General features: G+C 50.6%; 19 protein-coding genes and 3 pseudogenes. 2 read left to right on the forward strand and 20 right to left on the reverse strand.

Annotation, left to right across the window (positions count from 1 at the left end; translation table 11 throughout):
- The coding region (locus QVP67_RS03895; RefSeq protein ID WP_288179883.1) for a hypothetical protein at nucleotides 1-227 on the forward strand (227 nt) is incomplete at its 5' end.
- Nucleotides 228-674: 447 nt separating this feature from the next.
- Here QVP67_RS03895 and QVP67_RS03900 read toward each other — a convergent pair.
- From QVP67_RS03900 to QVP67_RS03965, 14 genes and pseudogenes are all read right to left on the reverse strand, one after another.
- Nucleotides 675-1502, reverse strand: coding sequence for an SDR family oxidoreductase (locus QVP67_RS03900; protein WP_022162245.1), 828 nt, complete (start codon nucleotides 1500-1502; stop codon nucleotides 675-677).
- A gap of 16 nt (nucleotides 1503-1518) precedes the next feature.
- Nucleotides 1519-1890: a DUF2200 domain-containing protein gene (locus QVP67_RS03905; RefSeq protein WP_022162246.1), complete on the reverse strand. Its 372-nt coding sequence runs from the start codon at nucleotides 1888-1890 to the stop codon at nucleotides 1519-1521.
- Between the two features lie 12 nt (nucleotides 1891-1902).
- The gene (locus tag QVP67_RS03910; protein ID WP_022162247.1) at nucleotides 1903-2496 is read right to left on the reverse strand and encodes a YdeI/OmpD-associated family protein; all 594 of its coding nucleotides are present in this window, start codon (nucleotides 2494-2496) and stop codon (nucleotides 1903-1905) included.
- Nucleotides 2483-2758 carry a hypothetical protein gene (locus QVP67_RS03915; RefSeq protein ID WP_022162248.1) on the reverse strand — a complete coding sequence of 92 codons (276 nt, stop codon included), beginning with the start codon at nucleotides 2756-2758 and terminating at the stop codon, nucleotides 2483-2485. Before QVP67_RS03915 ends, QVP67_RS03910 begins: the two co-directional genes overlap by 14 nt.
- 78 nt (nucleotides 2759-2836) lie before the next feature.
- Nucleotides 2837-3337, reverse strand: a complete 501-nt coding sequence (locus tag QVP67_RS03920) for a GNAT family N-acetyltransferase (RefSeq protein ID WP_288179887.1) — start codon at nucleotides 3335-3337, stop codon at nucleotides 2837-2839.
- Nucleotides 3314-3760 (reverse strand): annotated as a pseudogene (locus tag QVP67_RS03925) (GNAT family N-acetyltransferase); the annotation flags it as partial. The gene QVP67_RS03920 and the pseudogene QVP67_RS03925, both read right to left, overlap by 24 nt.
- On the reverse strand, nucleotides 3757-4293 hold the full coding sequence (locus QVP67_RS03930; protein ID WP_288179888.1) for a GNAT family N-acetyltransferase: 537 nt from the start codon (nucleotides 4291-4293) through the stop codon (nucleotides 3757-3759). The pseudogene QVP67_RS03925 and the gene QVP67_RS03930, both read right to left, overlap by 4 nt.
- Nucleotides 4294-4332: 39 nt before the next feature.
- A pseudogene (locus QVP67_RS03935) lies at nucleotides 4333-4833 on the reverse strand (GNAT family N-acetyltransferase); the annotation flags it as partial.
- Between the two features lie 48 nt (nucleotides 4834-4881).
- Nucleotides 4882-5328, reverse strand: a pseudogene (locus QVP67_RS03940) (GNAT family N-acetyltransferase); the annotation flags it as partial.
- A gap of 70 nt (nucleotides 5329-5398) precedes the next feature.
- Nucleotides 5399-5932 (reverse strand): helix-hairpin-helix domain-containing protein, encoded by a 534-nt coding sequence (locus QVP67_RS03945; RefSeq protein WP_022162251.1) that lies wholly within the window; start codon nucleotides 5930-5932, stop codon nucleotides 5399-5401.
- A complete protein-coding gene (locus QVP67_RS03950; RefSeq protein WP_022162252.1) occupies nucleotides 5929-6522 on the reverse strand; it encodes a GNAT family N-acetyltransferase in 594 nt (197 codons plus the stop codon). Before QVP67_RS03950 ends, QVP67_RS03945 begins: the two co-directional genes overlap by 4 nt.
- Nucleotides 6523-6571: 49 nt before the next feature.
- Nucleotides 6572-7333, reverse strand: a complete 762-nt coding sequence (locus QVP67_RS03955; protein WP_022162253.1) for an SDR family NAD(P)-dependent oxidoreductase — start codon at nucleotides 7331-7333, stop codon at nucleotides 6572-6574.
- 22 nt (nucleotides 7334-7355) lie between these two features.
- A complete protein-coding gene (locus tag QVP67_RS03960; protein ID WP_022162254.1) occupies nucleotides 7356-7586 on the reverse strand; it encodes a putative signal transducing protein in 231 nt (76 codons plus the stop codon).
- Nucleotides 7587-7598: 12 nt separating this feature from the next.
- A complete protein-coding gene (locus QVP67_RS03965; protein WP_022162255.1) occupies nucleotides 7599-8504 on the reverse strand; it encodes an ion transporter in 906 nt (301 codons plus the stop codon).
- Nucleotides 8505-8814: 310 nt separating this feature from the next.
- Here QVP67_RS03965 and QVP67_RS03970 point away from each other — a divergent pair, with 310 nt between their 5' ends.
- Nucleotides 8815-9738: a cation diffusion facilitator family transporter gene (locus tag QVP67_RS03970; RefSeq protein WP_022162256.1), complete on the forward strand. Its 924-nt coding sequence runs from the start codon at nucleotides 8815-8817 to the stop codon at nucleotides 9736-9738.
- 72 nt (nucleotides 9739-9810) lie between these two features.
- On the opposite strand, the gene QVP67_RS03975 is transcribed toward QVP67_RS03970, so the two are convergent.
- From QVP67_RS03975 to QVP67_RS04000, 6 genes are all read right to left on the reverse strand, one after another.
- Nucleotides 9811-11664, reverse strand: a complete 1854-nt coding sequence (locus tag QVP67_RS03975) for a glycoside hydrolase family 13 protein (RefSeq protein ID WP_022162257.1) — start codon at nucleotides 11662-11664, stop codon at nucleotides 9811-9813.
- 122 nt (nucleotides 11665-11786) lie between these two features.
- A complete protein-coding gene (locus QVP67_RS03980; protein WP_022162258.1) occupies nucleotides 11787-13115 on the reverse strand; it encodes a tetratricopeptide repeat protein in 1329 nt (442 codons plus the stop codon).
- A 418-nt stretch (nucleotides 13116-13533) separates the two neighbouring features.
- Nucleotides 13534-14700 carry a sodium ion-translocating decarboxylase subunit beta gene (locus tag QVP67_RS03985; protein ID WP_022162259.1) on the reverse strand — a complete coding sequence of 389 codons (1167 nt, stop codon included), beginning with the start codon at nucleotides 14698-14700 and terminating at the stop codon, nucleotides 13534-13536.
- Nucleotides 14701-14704: 4 nt separating this feature from the next.
- Nucleotides 14705-15136 (reverse strand): acetyl-CoA carboxylase biotin carboxyl carrier protein, encoded by a 432-nt coding sequence (locus QVP67_RS03990; RefSeq protein ID WP_022162260.1) that lies wholly within the window; start codon nucleotides 15134-15136, stop codon nucleotides 14705-14707.
- A 30-nt stretch (nucleotides 15137-15166) separates the two neighbouring features.
- Nucleotides 15167-16117: an OadG family transporter subunit gene (locus QVP67_RS03995; protein WP_022162261.1), complete on the reverse strand. Its 951-nt coding sequence runs from the start codon at nucleotides 16115-16117 to the stop codon at nucleotides 15167-15169.
- Nucleotides 16118-16132: 15 nt separating this feature from the next.
- A complete protein-coding gene (locus tag QVP67_RS04000; protein WP_022162262.1) occupies nucleotides 16133-17686 on the reverse strand; it encodes an acyl-CoA carboxylase subunit beta in 1554 nt (517 codons plus the stop codon).
- Between the last annotated feature and the right edge of the window lie 129 nt (nucleotides 17687-17815).

Consider the following 17815-nt stretch of genomic DNA (forward strand, 5'->3'; position numbering starts at 1 on the left):
CCATACCTTTCGGCTCGGCACAGATCACTGTGCCCAAGGAAGGCTTTACCTACATGCCCGGCCAGCAACCGGAGATGATAACGCTGGGCGGCAATGCCGACGAGTGTGCCGACCCCGCCGAAGTGGTCACGTCGCCCGCTACGCACAACGTGGGAAGGCATTGCATCTACACCGGAGGCCGGTACGACAGCTATCTCTACATTCCCGAGATTCCGGCGAAGGAGTAAGGCCGACAGGGGAACCGACCGTTTTGTCAAAATGACACTTTGATTTCCAGACCGCCTGAGAATCGTCTGTTTCGGGCCAAGGGAAAGGCCGGTGCCGAAAATCGAAACGCAAGGCACGCTTCTGCCTTACAGACAGAACGATAGCGAAATACTTACAAATGAAATAGAAGAAAAAGGGAGCCCGCGGGCGCTCCGCAGAGCAGAAAAGGGGAGTTTCCGTGGCAAAGCTGAGGCTTTTGCGTCGGAAACTCCCCTTCTTTTGGCAGAAAACAAGCCTTTTTGGGACAGATAACAAGCCTTGTTGCGGACGGAAACAAGCAATCTTTGCGAGCAACACAAGCGTTGTTGCCGAGAAATGCAAGCGTTGTTCCCCTCGGCAAGGTGGTTTTTGGCTGTTTTTGTCCCTATTTCCGGCTGGCTGTGAAAAGCGGGTGTCAGCGAAAAGGCTTATTCTTGGTCATTTGGAAACAAATATTCGTATATGGGTAACTTTGTGGGCTGATACTTCCAACCGTAATCGTTGTGGTAAATCATCAGACGGCTCATGCCTCCGTCCACGGTGATGTTCTCGCCGTTGATGAACGAGTTGCGCTCGTCGCACAGGAAAGCTACCACGCGGGCTATGTCCTCCGGTTCGCCTACACGGCCGGATGGATGCTGGTCGATGTCGCCCTTGCTGTAGAAGGGAGTGTAGGGTTGGTTCGGGTCGCCGTGGTAGTTACCGGTGTCTATCCAGCCGGGCGCTACCGAATTGACGCGCGCCACGCCTGACAGACTGATGGCCAGTGCGTGCGTCAGTGCCGTAATGCCACCCTTGGCCGCCGTATAGCTCTCGGTGTTGGGTTGCGACTGGAAGGCACGGGTCGAAGAGATGTTCACGATGGACCCTATGCCGCAGAAGTGGTCTCTGAAGAGCTTGGCCAGCATGTAAGGAGCCACCACGCCCACGCGCTGAATGTAGAGGAATTCGTCGTAGTCGCAGTCGGTCAGGATGCCTCCGTTCGTCAGGCAGGCGTTGTTGATGAGGCAATGGATGCCTTGGGGTTGCTCTTCGAGTATCAGGCTGGCGAAGTCTTCCAATGCCTGCCTGTCGGCCACGTCGCCTACAAAGCCGGTCACTCTATAGCCCAGCTGGTGCATTCGTTCTACTTGGTCGAGGGTCACCTCGCGGTCGATGTCGATGAAGTAAACCTGGTCGCCTTCTGCTGCAAAATGTTCTACAATGCAACGGCCGATGCCACCGGCTCCGCCCGTTACGATAATGATTCTGTTCATGGTTGGTTGATGTGTGTTATGAGTTTCTTAAAATCTTTTCCATTGGTTTGCCTTTGGCCAGTTCGTCCACCAGCTTGTCCAGGTAACGTATTTCCTGCATCAGCGGTTCCTGAATTTCTTCCACCCGGATGCCGCAGATGCTTCCCGTAATCAGTTTGCGGGCAGGGTTGGGAGCCGGGGCGTTGCGGAAAAAGTCGCTGTAAGTGGTAGGCTGGCTCAGCAGCTCTGCCAGTTGCAGGGGGCTGTATCCGGTCAGCCAGCAGATTATCTCGTCTACTTCTTCGCGGGTGCGTCCTTTGCGTGTGGCTTTGTTCACCAGTAGCGGGTATACTTTGCCTAGAGGCATCTGATATACCTTCTCGAATGTCGATTGTCCGGTCTGTTTCATTGTTTCTTTCGGTTAGGGATTCTTTGTGGGGTGGGGCGTGGTTAGCCTCCCGTTATCATTCCATTCTCCATAGAGCAAACCTTTTCGGGTGTTCTCTATGAATTTGTTTAAGCGACTTTCAAAAAGTTCTGGTTGGCGTCGTTTTATTTGAATGGTATCTATTCTTACGCGTTTATATAAATCCGGAAACTGACAGAAGTTGTGCCATACTATTGGGTCGGATTTTAATTTCTGCAAAATATCCTTGTCTATGCTAAAGCCTTGAGGCGACATGTCCGGCAGAACAGCTTTTCCTGCATCGGTCATCAGTCCAAGGCGTTCCATTCTGCGACATCTTTCTTTATTGAGCTCTGACCAATTGCTTCGGGGAGTTCTGGGACAAAGTCGTTGAGCCGTTATGTCGTCAGATATCTTCTTGGTTGTGCTGTCTATCCAACCAAAGCATAAAGCTTCTTCTACAGCATCAATATACCAGAAGGTTTCATCGTCTGTAGGTCTTCCGCGTTTCACCACCACCCAGCATTCTGCTTCCTTATTGTGGTTTTGTATGAGCCATTCGCGTAGCTCTGTTCTCGACTTTACTTGTAGCAGATTATGTATTTCCATGATCTTTAGCTTCAATTTGCATGACGCAATGCTGATTTTCTCGTAAAATAGATTCGCAAATTGTTACTCGAAACGTTTTGTCTTTCCATAATGATCGTAAGACGTAGAGGATGCTTTGTTTGGAACACTCGCAAAGTAGAGGAGTGGAAACATCGCTTTTCACGCAATTATTGCCACATTCCGAAAAGAAGGCTTCTCTTTGTTCAGGCGATAGTCGGGCAATTCCTTTTTCAAATCCTTTGAACCAATCTGATAGTTCCATAAAATGATATTTACTTAATATGTCGTGGATGAATTACTTCTTCCACCTGCAAATGTAAAAAATTTCTTGGGGCAGATGTCATTCGGTAGCTATAAAATAGCTGTCGCTTGTTTCGAGTTTCATTCTTAGGATAGGAAACGGATTGCCTTGTTCGTCGGTTTCGGTTCGCTCAAAGGTGTGGAAACCCAGATGTCGGTAGAAACCTTCGGCTTGGGGATTCTGCTCGTTTACGTCTACATAGCGTATGTGATAATGTTCGATGGCTGTGCGGACAAGCTGTTTACCTATTCCTTTCCCGAAACAGTTGGGAGAAACGAATAGCATTTCTATTTTTTTTCCTTCGATGCCCAGGAAAGCAACCGGTAGGCTGCCTTGATACGATACAATCAGAGTAGTAATGCCTCGGATGGCTTCATCTACAAACGGGTTGAGCTGCAGGATGTCTTCCTCGGTCAGGAAATGGTGACTTGCCCGTACCGATGCATCCCATAATCCGGTTAAAGTATGTATAAGGTCGTCGGTGCGTTCAGAAAGGGAAAAGTTGCGAAATTCAATCAGGCTTTTCCGCAAGTAAATCATGTCTTTCAGTACCTTCCCGTCTTCCACAATCGGATGGTCGTAATTGCGGGTAAAGAAGTCGGCGACGGTATGCGAATAAGTAAAGCCACAGCTTTCGTAAAAGCTGAGAGTTTGCCTGCTTTCGCCCGTACCGACGAGTAGTGTGTGGCATACGTCGGCATAGTATCGGCAAAGGTATTCCACCATTTGCTGGCCATACCCTTTGCGCTGGCAGGCAGGTGCAACGGCCAAGTTCTTCAGTTCGCGGACTCCGTTTCCCTCGTCCGTCACAACGGCTACGGAGATGGGGATTGCTTCAGTGTCGAACATGACGAACAAATCTCCCCGCTCCAAGTAGCGGTCGATCATAGACTCCTGCTCGTCGGCAAGCAGCAGGAGGGAGAGGAAGCGTTTCTTGTCGGTGGGGATGAGTTGGATGTTCATACAAACTCTTCTTTCAGCAGTTCAAAATAGTGGGCATCTACAAAGCAGCCGTTCTTGAAACAGGCGTTGCGGAGAATGCCGACCTTACGGAAACCGACTTTTTCGAGTACCCGCATGGAGGCGATGTTGCTTTCATACACGTTGGCAAAGATACGGACGACGTCTGTCGCAGCCAAATAATGTCGCAAGGCTTCGCGCAGGGCCTCGCTGGCGATGCCTTGGTTCCAGAAGGGCTCTGCCAGCCAATAACCGGCTTCGGCATTGAAGCGTTCCACATCTGTTCCCCGCATAAAGCTGATATTTCCGGCAGCTTCACCGTTTATTTCGATGCAGTATTCGCCGGGCTCTTGTCGGCTTGTTGCATAGTCGATAAAAGAGTGGGCATCTGCTTCCGTATAAGGGAAGGGGAGACTGTCGCGGCAGTTATCCCAAATCTTCTTGTTGTTCAGGTATTTTGCCAATGAAGACACATCAGATGCTTTCCACGGCCGCAGGCGGAATCGGGGCGTGACACAGCTTGATTGTTGTGCAATCTGTTGCTTATTCTCCGTTTGAGTAGCCAGAGAGGTAGGCAGGACTTTCCTCATTACATAGTTGGTCAATTGCAGGCGGTTGGCCTGTGCGCGTTGTTCACGTTCGACGGCATAGCCCCGATGCTCGAAGAAGGGACGGGCAGTGATACTTACTTCGGAGGTTATTTCGCGGATACCGTGCTCCGTGGCGTAGGCTTCTATCTGTTGCAGCAGGGCGGTAGCGATGCCTTCTCCCTGATGATCCTTGTGGATGAACATGGAGTGCAGGTAGCCATCGTTGCGGATGGAAGTAAAGCCAACGATGCGCCCTTCGGCATCGCAGGCAGCGATGAAGTGCAGGCTGGCAAGCAGTTCCTCCCAGTGGCCGGGCCGGTCGGCGCATGATGCCCAGTCGGCTACTTCCTCAGTGGTATAGTCGCGGGCATTGACTGTCAGTACGGTGTTGCAGAAAAGGCTTTTCAGTTCGGGTATGTCGGCCGTGGTGGCGGGTCGGAAGGTGATGGCGGGAGAGACCGTTTGGTTGCGATGCGAGGTTTTCATAAGTGGGTGCGTTGATAAGTTACATACCATAATATATTCTTCTTCCGTCTCCTTCACTGCTTCAAAGCCGAGCTTTGTGTAGAGGTGGACGGCAGGATTAGCCTTCTGTACCGAGAGCGACACTAGCCGATAGCTTTTGCCGTGCAGCAGGTCGAGCATTCCTTTCATCAGGCGGGTACCGATGCCATGCCCCCGAAAGTCTTTGTAGAGGGAGATGGCGAGCGAGGGAGTATGCCCGTCCACGTGCCCGTAGTCGTTCATCTGTCGAACCCAGACGGCACCGACAACTTTACCCGAAGCTTCGGCCACCAGGCAGTGGTCGTCGGGTTGGGTGCCGAAGTCTTGGATGTAGACTTGCAGCTCGGGCAGCTGGATGACACTGCGAGGCGGAGGAGGAGTACCTTCGGGCAGGTAGATGGCTTCGTAAAGGAAGTCGCTCAGCAAGTGGGTTTCTTCCGGAAGCAGGGAACGGATGGTGCAAGGCTGGTTCTTCATCTTTAGTCTGTTGAAATGGTGGATAAAGATAAGTAACTTTTCTTTTATACCTTCCAGAAAGGTGATTTCTTTATTTCTTCGCCGCTTCCTGCAGGCGTTCCAGCATCCTGTTCAGGTGGGCATTGTTCTCCTCGTCCGTCAGGGTGGGGTCTTTCATGAAGCGGTGGCAAGGCAGTTCGGGGCAGCCACCGCAGTTCTTTTTTCTTTTCTCGCGGCAGCATTGGTAGATGGGGCAGACATCGTGGTCCGTATACCGCAGCCAGAATACCTTGCCGCGAATCTTCCGGCATCCGCTGCATGCAGTAGGGAAGTTGCCGCATTCTGTACATACGGCTCCGCAGGGCGAGGGTTCGACAAATTCATCTTTCCACAACCACCATTTGCATTTGTCGGGGTCGGGATTTTCGGCATTGACAAAGTATTCTACGGCGCGGTACAGATAGAGCTGGCAGCGGTCTATCAGGCAACCGCGCAGCCGGCATTCTTCGGCATAAAGCTCTTCTGCCCGCTTGCCGCGCAGGGAGGCGATGGTGGTGTAGCCCATGGCAATCAGGTCTTGCTCGGTCTGCGCACCTACGTTGGGGATTTGGCGGAGTTCGGTCATAATAAGGGATGATTAGAAGTTTCGGATGGGAGATTTATGTTATTGAGGGTATTCCATTCTTCTTTTGTCATCCGCATGAAATGTTCGGTGCGGACATCGCCCAACGGTGATATTTTTCCAGTTTCGGTGTGGTGAAAAGTAAATCCACATTTTTGCATGACGCGGCACGACTTTATATTACCGTCATAATAACCACACCAGACAGTCTGTATGTTAAGTTCTTCAAAACAACGGTGTAGTAAACTACGTACAGCTTCAGGTATCAGCCCCTGTCCCCAATAAGGTACCCCTATCCAGTATCCGATTTCGGCATCGCCTTGTTCCATTGTGGCGCTGTGCATACCGTCACTGAACATGATGCCAACACTGCCTACAGGCTCACCAGTGGCCTTTAACACAACAGCGTAAGTTTCGGGAGCAGAGAAGATGGTACGGATGATTTCAAGACTGTTTTCTATTGATGTATGCGGTGGCCATCCGGCAATCGGACCTATATCCGGGTGGCAGGCATATCGGTACAGTGAAGGGGCATCATCTTCGTTCCACGGGCGGAGGACGAGGCGTGAAGTTTCAAGTGTATTTGTTTTCATGGGTAATGAAAATAACTAAAATGTAATATTTATGTAGTTTATTGTACTCTTATTTCTGCCGGTGGCAGATGGTTCCCGTAGCCTGATAGGTAGGCATCACCAGCACTTCGGCTATCTGCATGTGCTCAGGGGCCGAGGCGGCATAATAGACTACGTCGGCAATGTCGTCGCCCGTCAGCGGACGGATGCCGTCGTACACGTTGTCGGCTTTCTGCTTGTCGCCGCGGAAGCGGATCACGGAGAAATTGGTTTCCACCATGCCAGGCTTGATGTTTGTCACCCGCAGGGGCGTGTCCACCAGGTCGATGCGCAGTCCGTCGGACAGTGCTTTGACGGCAGCCTTCGTGGCGCAATAGACGCTGCCTCCGGCATAGGCTGCATCGCCTGCAATGGAGCCGATGTTGATAATGTGTCCGCGTCCGCGCTCTACCATGCCAGGCACTATCATGCGCGTCATGGCCAGCAGGGCTTTGATGTTGGTGTCGATGACTACGTCCCATTCGTCCAGCGAACCTTCGTGTTCCTTGTCCATGCCGATGACCAGTCCGGCGTTGTTCACCAGCACGTCGATGTCCTTCCAACGGCCTTCGAGGGAGTCTACAGCTTGGCGCATGGCTTGGCGGTCGCGCACGTCGAAGGGCAGTGTGAGCACTTCCACGCCTTGTGCCGTGAGTTCCTGTTTCAGGGCCTTCAGCTTTTCGGTGTTCCTTCCGTTCAGTATCAGGTTGCTTCCCATAGCCGCAAACTTGCGGGCACATCCTTCACCGATTCCACTGGTGGCACCGGTAATGAAAATCAGTTTTCCTTTCATAATGCTATGTTTAATTAGTGTATTACTCTTGATTGTTACGTCTGAATGCTTCCAGTATTTCCCCAGCACGCGGCAGGTCTGATTCGCGGATCATGATTTGCACTTGTTGGGCCGCTGCGATGATAGGGGCATAACCACTACGCACACTGTTGGTCAGGAAGCAGTCGATGCCTTCGTCCTTCAGGATGCTTTCCAGCAGCTGGCATTCCCAAAGCTCGCCGCGGTATAGTTCTACAATTCGGTCTTGTCTCATACGCTGTTGGCCTTAGAAACGTTCATCGTCGCGCCGTTCGTTGGCGGGCTCTTCAGTCTTTTCTTTCTTCAGTTTGGCACCGCAGTATTTGCAATACTGGGCTTCGAAGTCGTGACCCTCGCGGTTGCACCGCGGACATCGGCGCTTCTCCAGCTTTTTGTGCTCGCTGACCATCGTGGCCGATACGATGCCTGTAGGTACGGCAATGATGGTGTAGCCGATGAGCATGATGACGGCCGAAAGGAAACGTCCTACGGGAGTAACCGGGGTGATGTCGCCATAGCCTACTGTCGTCATGGTGACAATGGCCCAATAGATACTGTTGGGGATGTTGTTGAAGCCGGAGCCGTCTTCCGAACCCTCGATCATGTACATTACCGTGCCCATCGAAGTGACCAATATCAGTACGAAAAAGAAGAATATCATAATCTTCGGGGCACTGATCCACAGCGACCGCAGCAGCAAGTTGCCCTCGTTGATGAAGGTAAAGAGCTTGAAGATGCGGAAGACACGGATGAGGCGGAAAGCCCGGATGACCAGCAGATAGTGCGACCCGTGCAGGAAGAAACTCAGGTAGACCGGCAGCGTGGCCAGCAGATCGACGATGCCGAAGAAGCTGAAGACGTACTTACGTGGTTGTTTCAGGCAGTAGATACGCGCTAGGTATTCGATGGTGAAGAATACGGTCAGCAGATACTCCAGCACCCTCAGTACGAGGTAAGCGGAGTGGGGGAAGATGTGCATGCTTTCGAGTATCACCAGCAATACACTGAGCAGAATGCTGCCTATCAGGACAATGTCGAACATCTTGCCCTTAGGCGTGTCCGACTCGAATACGATGGAGTAGATTTTCTGCTTCAGTTCGTCGTTGTGCAGGAAGTGTTGCCAACGTTGGTGTAGTTTTGATAGATAGTTCATGATTCACTGTGGCTTACGGTTGCATCAGTCCGGCAATTCCGGTCAGGTGTACCTTATTGTGCGTGCTAAGATATTGACAATCCGGCTTAATTCAAAAGAATCATGCAGATTTCTTATCTCCTCCTTTAGGGGCATTTCCTGCGATGCCGGATGATGAGGCCGATGACAGGTACAGTTTCCGGTGTAGCAAAGCAGGATGTGGCGGACATCGTCCGGCAGTCTGAAATAGGTTTAAATATGCACTTCCCGGCATACATCTGTATGGAGGAAAGTGTATCTTTGCAGTGTGAGTTAAACAAAACTGTGCATTATGGAAGAACATGCCCATCACCATCATCATCACCACCATCACGAGCCACATGCTGTGACCGATTCGCTTTACAAAGTTTTTATCGTCTGTATAGCGTTGAATCTGTTGTTTGTCTTTATCGAGGCTTTTGTAGGCTTTTTCTTTAACTCGTTGGGATTGCTTTCGGATGCCGGACACAATCTGAGCGATGTGTTCAGCCTGATGCTGGCCCTTGTCGCGTTCCGCCTGGCCCGCCGTCCGGCCAATGCCCACTTTACTTATGGTTATAAGAAGGCCACCATACTCATCTCGCTGCTGAATGCTGTCATCCTGCTGGTGGCAGTGGGAGCCATCATCATCGAAAGCATTTACCGCTTTCGGAATGCCGCCGAAGTGTCGGGCGAAGCCATCGGTTGGACTGCCGGCGCAGGTATTGTGGTCAACGGTCTGACCACCTGGCTGCTGATGAAGGACCGCAAGACCGACCTCAATGTCAACGGAGCCTTCTTGCACATGCTTATGGATACGCTGGTGTCGGTCGGAGTCGTTGTTTCGGGCGTCATCATCAGTTTCACCGGTTGGGTGTGGATTGATTCGGCGGTCAGCCTGGCGATTGCAGCTATTATTCTGATATCGACTTACCGCTTACTTAAGGAGAGTCTGTTTCTTTCGCTCGATGCGGTGCCTGTAGAAATCGATATCGAGAAGCTGAAAAAAGAGATTGGCGGGACGCAGGGTGTGGAAAGCTGGCATCATCTGCACGTGTGGGCCATCAGTACGACAGAAAATGCGGCCACACTGCACATTGTGATGAACGACCTTTCGGCCATGGAGTGCATCAAGAACAACTTGAAGGAAACCTTCCGGAAGAATGGCATATCGCACTGCACGATAGAGTGTGAGACGGCGGGAGGCGTCTGCCACGAGATGGACTGCTGTTGCTGACGGGCGGTATGAGCATAAAAAAAGGCACTGTGCTACGTTCTGGCACAGTGCCTTTTTTCGGTTTGTTATCTCTTACAGTTCGATGACCAGCGATTCGCGGGCTGCCATCTTCAGGTCTTCGGTGAAGCTGATGGTACGTCCCGTCAGAATGTCCTTACCCTGTTTGGTGTCTTTCAGGATTTCCTTGTAGAACTTCAGTGGCAGGGTTGTTTCGCTGTCCGTTCCGTTCAGCATCACGAATACGGTCTTTCCTTCGTATTGGCGGGCGTATGCATAGACGCCGTTCTGCACCATGAACTGTGTCATGCTGCCTTTGGCAATCACGTGGTTGCCCTTGCGCCAGTTCAGGATGGTCTTATAGAAGTTGTAGCATTCGTTCTGCAATTCGGTGCGTCCTTCTGCCGTAAAGGCATTCTGCTTGTCGCCTGCCCATCCGCCGGGGAAGTCGCAACGCACGTATCCGTCGCTCTTGGTCTTTACACCGTTCATCATGATTTCCGTGCCGTAGTACAGCTGCGGGATGCGGCGTGTGGTGAGCAGCAGCGTAGTGGCCTGCTTCAGCATGGCCAGGTTCTGTCCTTCGCCCAGGAAGCGGTCGGTGTCGTGGTTTTCGATGAAAGCCAATACACTGGCAGGGTTGGGGTAGAGGAAGTCGTATACAAAATTACCATATATGCGGTCCAGACCTTTGAACCAGGTTTCGGTCTGCTCGTTCTTGGCAATGTTGATCTTGTCGTAGAAGCTGAAGTCCATCACCGTCTTCAGGTTGCTGTTCTTCGGAGCAGACAGCTTGGAGTCTTTCTGCCACCAGGCGGTATAGGCAGGTTCGGTGACCCACGTTTCGCCCACCGTGTTGTAGTTGGGGTACTCTTCGTTCAGTTCCTTCATCCACTGGCTCATGCCGTCGTAGTCGGCGTAAGGATAGGTGTCCATGCGGATGCCGTCGATGTTGGCATATTCAATCCACCAGAAACTGTTTTGGATGAGGTATCTCAGTACGTGTGGGTTCTTCTGGTTCAGATCGGGCATGGTCGGAACGAACCATCCATCGTTCATTTGGTCGAAGTCGTACTTCGAAGTATAAGGATCGACGTGCGATGTGAGCTTGAAGGAAGTCTGTACAAAGTTGTTCTGGTAGTCGGAGTTGTTGAACCAGTCCTTCGACGGCATGTCCTTGATCCACACATGGTCTACACCGCAGTGGTTGAAGATCATGTCCATCACCACTTTGATGTCGCGCTGGTGGGCTTTCTCTATCAGCTGGCGGTATTCTTCGTTGGTACCGAAGCGCGGATCTACCTTATAGTAATCGGTAGTGGCATAGCCGTGGTAGCTACCCCCCTGCATGTTGTTCTCCAATACGGGGGTAAACCACAGAGCGGTTACACCCAGGTCGGTGAAGTAGTCCAGATGCTGTTCGATGCCGGCCAGGTCGCCTCCGTGACGGGCATTCGGGTCGTTGCGGTCTACTTTGGCGTCGAGCATGCCTTCTACCTGGTCGTTGTCCGGATTGCCGTTGGCAAAGCGGTCGGGCATCAACAGGTAAAGGGCGTCCGAAGCGTCGAAGCCTTTATGTTCGCATCCTTTCATGGCGCGTGCCTTCAGTTCGTATTCCTGTACGGTTTTCTTCTTGCCTTGTACAAAAGTCAGGGGAATCTTGCCGGGCTGTACGTCCTTGTCCAGTTTCAGATAGACCAGCAGGTAGTTATCACTCTCCAGCTTGACGATGCTGCTTAGCGATACGCCCGGATAATCTACGGTGACGCGGGAATCGCCGATGCCTTCGCCATAGACCATCAGCTGCAGTTCGGGATTCTGCATGCCTGCATACCAGAAGGGTGGATCAATCTTGTCGATGTTGGGTGAAGCGTATGTACCAAGCGAGAGCAGTACGCCTCCTAGAAGCGAGAATACTTTCTTTTTCATGATAGTAATTTTACGGTTGATTTTTGTGCGGCTAATATAAGACAATTGGCGGAGAAACATTTAGGTTCTCCGCCAATTCTGTCCTGATTTATTATGCAAACGTTTGCTTTTCGGTGGGTTTGTCACTTTCCTTTCTGGCTGCCCTGGAAGAAATTCTCTACTTTCTTCCTTTTCCGCAAGTCATTCAGCCATGCTTCGGCAGCATTGTAGCGATTATCCTCGTTGATGACGATGTCGCCGTCCTCGGTCATTTCCTGTGGCTTGTTCTTGCTGTCTTGGGGGCGTGTCTTGAGGTAGGCTTCCAGATACTTTTCGGTTTCGTTCATATCCTTCAGATGGTAGTACGATGCGAATGCTGCCTTGTAGAGCAGGTTGTGGGCTTGTGGTGCGTATTTGTATTGCTGCATCAATGCCTTGATCTGCTTGCGTGTTTCGCCGGCTTCCCGACAGCAGTCGGCCAGGCCGTCATAAAGTCTTGCCACGACACTGTCTTTGGGAAATGCCAGGCTGATGGCGTCTTCCAGATATTCCACCCCTTTCTCCTTCCATAGCGTTTTGGAACAGGCTTTCCCCAGGTAGTAGAGCAGGTCAACGTGCTCGGGAGCCAGTTTGCGGGCTGCTTGTAGCAGGTCGTGAGCTTCGTAGGGCTGGTTCAGGGCATAGTGGCTGATGCCTGCGTAATAGCAGTTGTAGAAGGAGCTGTCTCCCTGAGCCAGCAACGGGAGGTAGCGTTCCAAAGCCTTGGCATATTCTTTGTTCAGACAGTAGGCTTGGGCTTCCAGACGGTTGATGGTGACATTGGTCGTGTCTGTTTTCCGGTAGTCTTCGCAGGTCTCGATGGCATAGTCGTAGTAATTGTTCTGAATGTACAGGCTTGCCAGCTTCGAGGCGGCGAGGTAGTCATCGGGATAGCGGTCGTTTATCTCCATATAGGCACCTATCAGGATGTTAGGGTCGGTGTAGAGCCCTTCCATGCTTTGTGCTTTCAGGTGGAGTATGGTGGCAGAACTGTCTTGCTCGGCCAGTGAGGTGCTTTCGCCTAAGGCTTCCTGATACTTCTGTAGGTTCAGCAGCTGGCCGATGTACTGAATATGGGCATATTTATGGTCGGGCTTCAGATCGAGTACGCGGCGGTAGCATTGCAGGGCGGGCTGGAACTTGCCCAGTGTCTTGTAACATTCGCCAGCCTCGATGTAAGCCCGTGGGTTGAGTGAGTCCTGTACGGTGAGCAGTCGGAATACGTCCAGTGCTTCGGCGTTTCTTCCGAGACCTTTCAGTGCCCTTCCTTTCTGATAAAGCAGGGGAACGGTGAGCGAATCTTCGTGTGCAATGAGGGTCAGTGCATTTTCATAATCGTAGTTGGCCATCGCTTCCTGGATGGACTGTACTTGTTGTGCTTTCAGGAATGGAGTGAAAGCGGATAGAAGCAGGTAAATAAGGACCTTTTTCATGTGATGAATTAAAATGGTTGATCGTAAAACTGTTGCAATATAATAAATATAAATCGATTACGATATTATCGTAGTATACACTTTGTATATTTTAACTATTGTTTGTACGTGTATGCTTCAGTTGCGAACAGGGTGGGAAGGGAAGTGCGCTGTTTCGTAGTCAGTTGGGGGAGAATAATTGCCTAACTGGGAAAAAATTTTTCTCTAACTGGGCAGGAATTTTTCCCTAACTGGGAAAAAAAGGCTGTGTTTTTAGGAGGCTGCTGACGGAACGGCTATGGAAAGGGAAAACATTTGTCCGGCAGTGGGGTAACGGTAAAAAAGAAGACGCCCTTCCGCAGGTTGGCGGAAAGGCGTCTGTAGTGTGTGCAACACTTATGTTCCGATCCGGAAAAGATTTCCGGATAATCTCTACTGATTAGATAAGGAATCCCAGCAACACACCGGCTGCTACGGCCGAACCGATTACACCGGCTACGTTCGGACCCATGGCGTGCATCAGCAGGTAGTTGGTCGGGTCGTATTCCAGACCGACATTCTGCGAGATACGTGCCGACATCGGAACGGCAGATACACCGGCATTACCGATAAGCGGATTGATCTTATTACCCTTTCTCAGGAACAGGTTGAAGAACTTGACGAACAACACACCTGAAGCGCTGGCGATGATGAATGCACAGAATCCCAGGAAGAAGATGAAGATAGTGTTCAGTGTCAGGAACTCGGAAGCCTGAGTAGAAGCACCTACCGTTACACCCAGCAGGATAGTGATAGCATCCGTCAACGGACCGCTGGCTGTTTCGGCCAGACGACGTGTAACGCCACTTTCCTTCAGCAGGTTACCGAAGAACAGCATACCCAGCAGAGGCAGACCAGACGGTACCAGGAAGCAGGTAAGCAACAGACCGATGATGGGGAACATGATCTTTTCGGTATGAGATACGGCACGAGCCGGTTTCATACGGATCAGTTTTTCCTTCTTGGTAGTCAGCAAACGCATGATAGGCGGCTGTATGATAGGTACGAGCGCCATGTACGAGTAGGCTGATACGGCAATAGCACCCATCAGGTTGGGAGCCAGCTTGGAAGAAAGGAAGATAGCCGTCGGACCGTCGGCGCCACCGATGATGGCGATACCGGCAGCCTGGTTAGGCTCGAATCCCAATGCAAGGGCAATCATATAGGCACCAAAGATACCGAACTGGGCGGCAGCACCTACCAGCATCAGTTTCGGGTTGGATATCAGTGCAGAGAAGTCGGTCATGGCACCAATACCGAGGAATACCAACGGCGGATACCAGCCAGTCTTTACACCCTGATACAAGATGTTGAGCACAGAGCCTTCTTCGTAGATACCTACTTCGAGGCCGGCGTCAATCTTGAACGGGATATTACCGATCAGAATACCGAATCCGATAGGAATCAGCAGCATCGGCTCAAAATTCTTCTTGATAGCCAGGAACAAGAAGAACAAACCTACCAAGATCATGATAAGGTGTCCGGAAGTTGCATTCGCAAATCCCGTATACCCCCAGAAGTCGACCAGGTTATCGCCAATAAATGATAAAAAGCTTACTTCTTCCATAAACTTATTCGATTATAATTAAATCCGTTCCTTCGAGAACAGAATCACCTTTGTTAACTTTGATTGCAGTAACTTTTCCGTCTCTGTCGGCATTGATGTTGTTTTCCATCTTCATGGCTTCCAGGATAACGATTACCTGTCCTTTCTTCACCATGTCGCCTTCTTTCACTTTGATGTCGAGAATAACACCTGGCAGCGGAGACTTCACGCCGCTGTTCTTGGCAGGAGCGGCCGGACGTGAAACGACAGGTGCTCCGGTAGCGGTCTTAGGTGCAGCAGCCGGGCGAACAATAGGTTTGGGAGCAACTTTCAGGGGCTTGTCCAACTCTACGTTGTAGGGAGTACCGTTGACCTCTACACGTGCAATGTTGTCTTCTACATCATTAACAGTAACGTTATAGAGGTTACCATTGATTTTATACTTATATTGTTTCATTTTTCTTTAGTTTTTATGGTAAGTATTGATTTACTTATGCGGCGTTTGACGCAATGTATAGATCTTCGAATTCCAAGGAGAATAGTTGCGTTTTACCTTATTAATAGTAAGGATGGTGTCTTCGATGTCATGTACATTGTCCTGATACTCGTGCAATGCCATGGCGATGGCAGCAAATATTTCTCCTGATTCAGTTCCGATGGCTTTTTCCTTGGCTTCCTGTTTGTCGGTAATGCCGTGTGCACGCATGGCATTGCGCTTGATGAAGCCTGCACCAATGTTGCCCACAATCTTGAAGGCAATATACAGCAGGATCAAACCAGAGAACACAACAAGCATAGCCATGATTGCCATACCTACTCCCACAGGGTCTTTCATCTTGAAGCCATCGATTTTCTCGTTGGAGTCAAGCGTCTTGTTGTTGGTACTGGGTGTCACGTAGTGGCCGTTGATTCCCATGACTGTCCATCCGCTCTCCTTTACTCCATCTACTACCAGACCGTAGGAGCAGTCTACCGGGATATTGGCGGGGATAGTGATTGAGTCGAGCAAAGTAGTTCCGTTGGCATCGTACAGGGCGATCCAGTTCGGACCAACAGAATCGAGCTTGAAGTTCAGGTGGAAGTTGCCACGCTTGGGTTCGTTGTCTGCCCAGAAGAGCAGGTGCTGACGGGGAGGAATCTTGGTCAATACGTCTCCCTTGGGTATCGGATACATCATGGCAGCACGTTCGGGTGCCGACAGGCTTTTATCCAATACTCTCTTATCGTTGGTCAGATAGCAGTTGCGGATATCAACTGTGGCGAACGAGGTGTTAAAGATCTCGATCCATGCGTTATGCTTGCCATAATCGTCCTGGAAGTTGTCTTTGTTGTTCACCAATACTTCGTTGATGCAGAGGCTACTGGCACTTTGTGCAAAAGCACCGCCGCAAACTGTCATGAACGCTGCGATAAGTATTCCTATTTTCTTTTTGTTCATAATCGGAAGATTTTGTTAAAGTGGAATATTACCGTGCTTCTTGGCAGGGTTAGTCAGTTTCTTAGTTTGCAACTGTTGCAAAGCGCGAATAACGCGGAAACGAGTGTTGCGCGGTTCGATAACGTCGTCGATGTAACCATACTTGGCTGCATTGTACGGGTTGGCGAACAGCTTGGTATATTCGGCTTCTTTTTCTGCAAGGAATTGAGCAGGATTTTCGTGCTCCTTGGCTTCCTTGGCATACAATACGGCAACGGCACCTGCGCCACCCATAACGGCGATTTCGGCAGTAGGCCATGCGTAGTTGATGTCGCCACGCAGCTGCTTACAGCTCATCACGATGTGAGAACCACCGTAAGACTTACGCAATGTTACGGTAACTTTGGGCACTGTAGCTTCGCCGTAGGCATACAGCAACTTGGCTCCGTGCAGGATGACAGCGTTGTATTCCTGTCCTGTACCCGGCAAGAATCCCGGTACGTCGACCAGTGTTACCAAAGGAATGTTGAAGGCATCGCAGAAGCGTACGAAACGTGCGCCTTTACGTGAAGCGTTGCAGTCGAGCACACCTGCCAGATATTTAGGCTGGTTGGCAACAATACCTACTGACTGTCCGTTCATGCGGGCGAAACCGATAATCAGGTTCTTGGCGTAATCCTTTTGTACTTCGAGGAATTCGCCGTTGTCGATGATGGCACCGATTACTTCGTACATATCGTACGGCTTGTTCGGGTTATCGGGGATAATTTCGTTCAGTGAGTCTTCCAGACGATCGATCGGGTCGGTGCAGGCTACGATAGGAGCTTCTTCCAGGTTGTTCTGGGGAATGTAGCTCAACAGCTTGCGGATGATGGCCAGACCTTCTTCGCCTGTTGCTGCAGTGAAGTGAGTAACACCAGACTTGGAAGCGTGTACGCTGGCACCACCGAGGTCTTCCTGAGTTACGTCTTCGCCTGTTACAGTCTTAACTACAGCAGGACCTGTCAGGAACATGTAAGAAGTACCTTCAGTCATCAGAGTAAAGTCGGTCAGGGCAGGTGAGTAAACGGCACCACCGGCGCAAGGACCAAAGATACCGGAGATCTGCGGGATAACACCCGAAGCCATAATGTTGCGTTGGAAGATTTCAGCATATCCGGCCAAGGCGTTGATACCTTCCTGGATACGTGCACCACCCGAGTCGTTGATTCCGATAACAGGAGCGCCCATCTTCATGGCCATATCCATTACCTTACAGATTTTCTGTGCCATTGTTTCAGACAATGAACCGCCGAATACAGTGAAGTCCTGTGCGAATACGTATACCAAACGTCCTTCGATGGTTCCGCAACCGGTTACGACACCGTCGCCCAAGAAGTGTTTTTTGTCCTGTCCGAAGTTGGTACATCTGTGTTTTACGAACATATCCATTTCTTCGAAACTGCCTTCGTCAAGCAGTTGGGCTATACGCTCGCGGGCTGTATATTTGCCTTTGGCATGTTGTTTCTCAATAGCCTTTTCGCCACCACCTAAACGAGCCTGAGCACGAAGTTCAATAAGCTCTTTAATCTTTTCAAGCTGGTTACTCATTTTGATAAATTTTAGAATTTAAATATTTTTCTGATTTTCTGATTCAGAGTTGGGAATTTCGATGTTTACAGGAAAAGTTGGACTGGATGCTTTTTTCTGATTCCAAAGTCCGGAAGGTGGAAAAGGCTA

It is taken from the genome of Bacteroides sp. CAG:633 (genome assembly GCF_000435115.1).
GTDB classification, from domain to species: domain Bacteria; phylum Bacteroidota; class Bacteroidia; order Bacteroidales; family Bacteroidaceae; genus Bacteroides; species Bacteroides ndongoniae.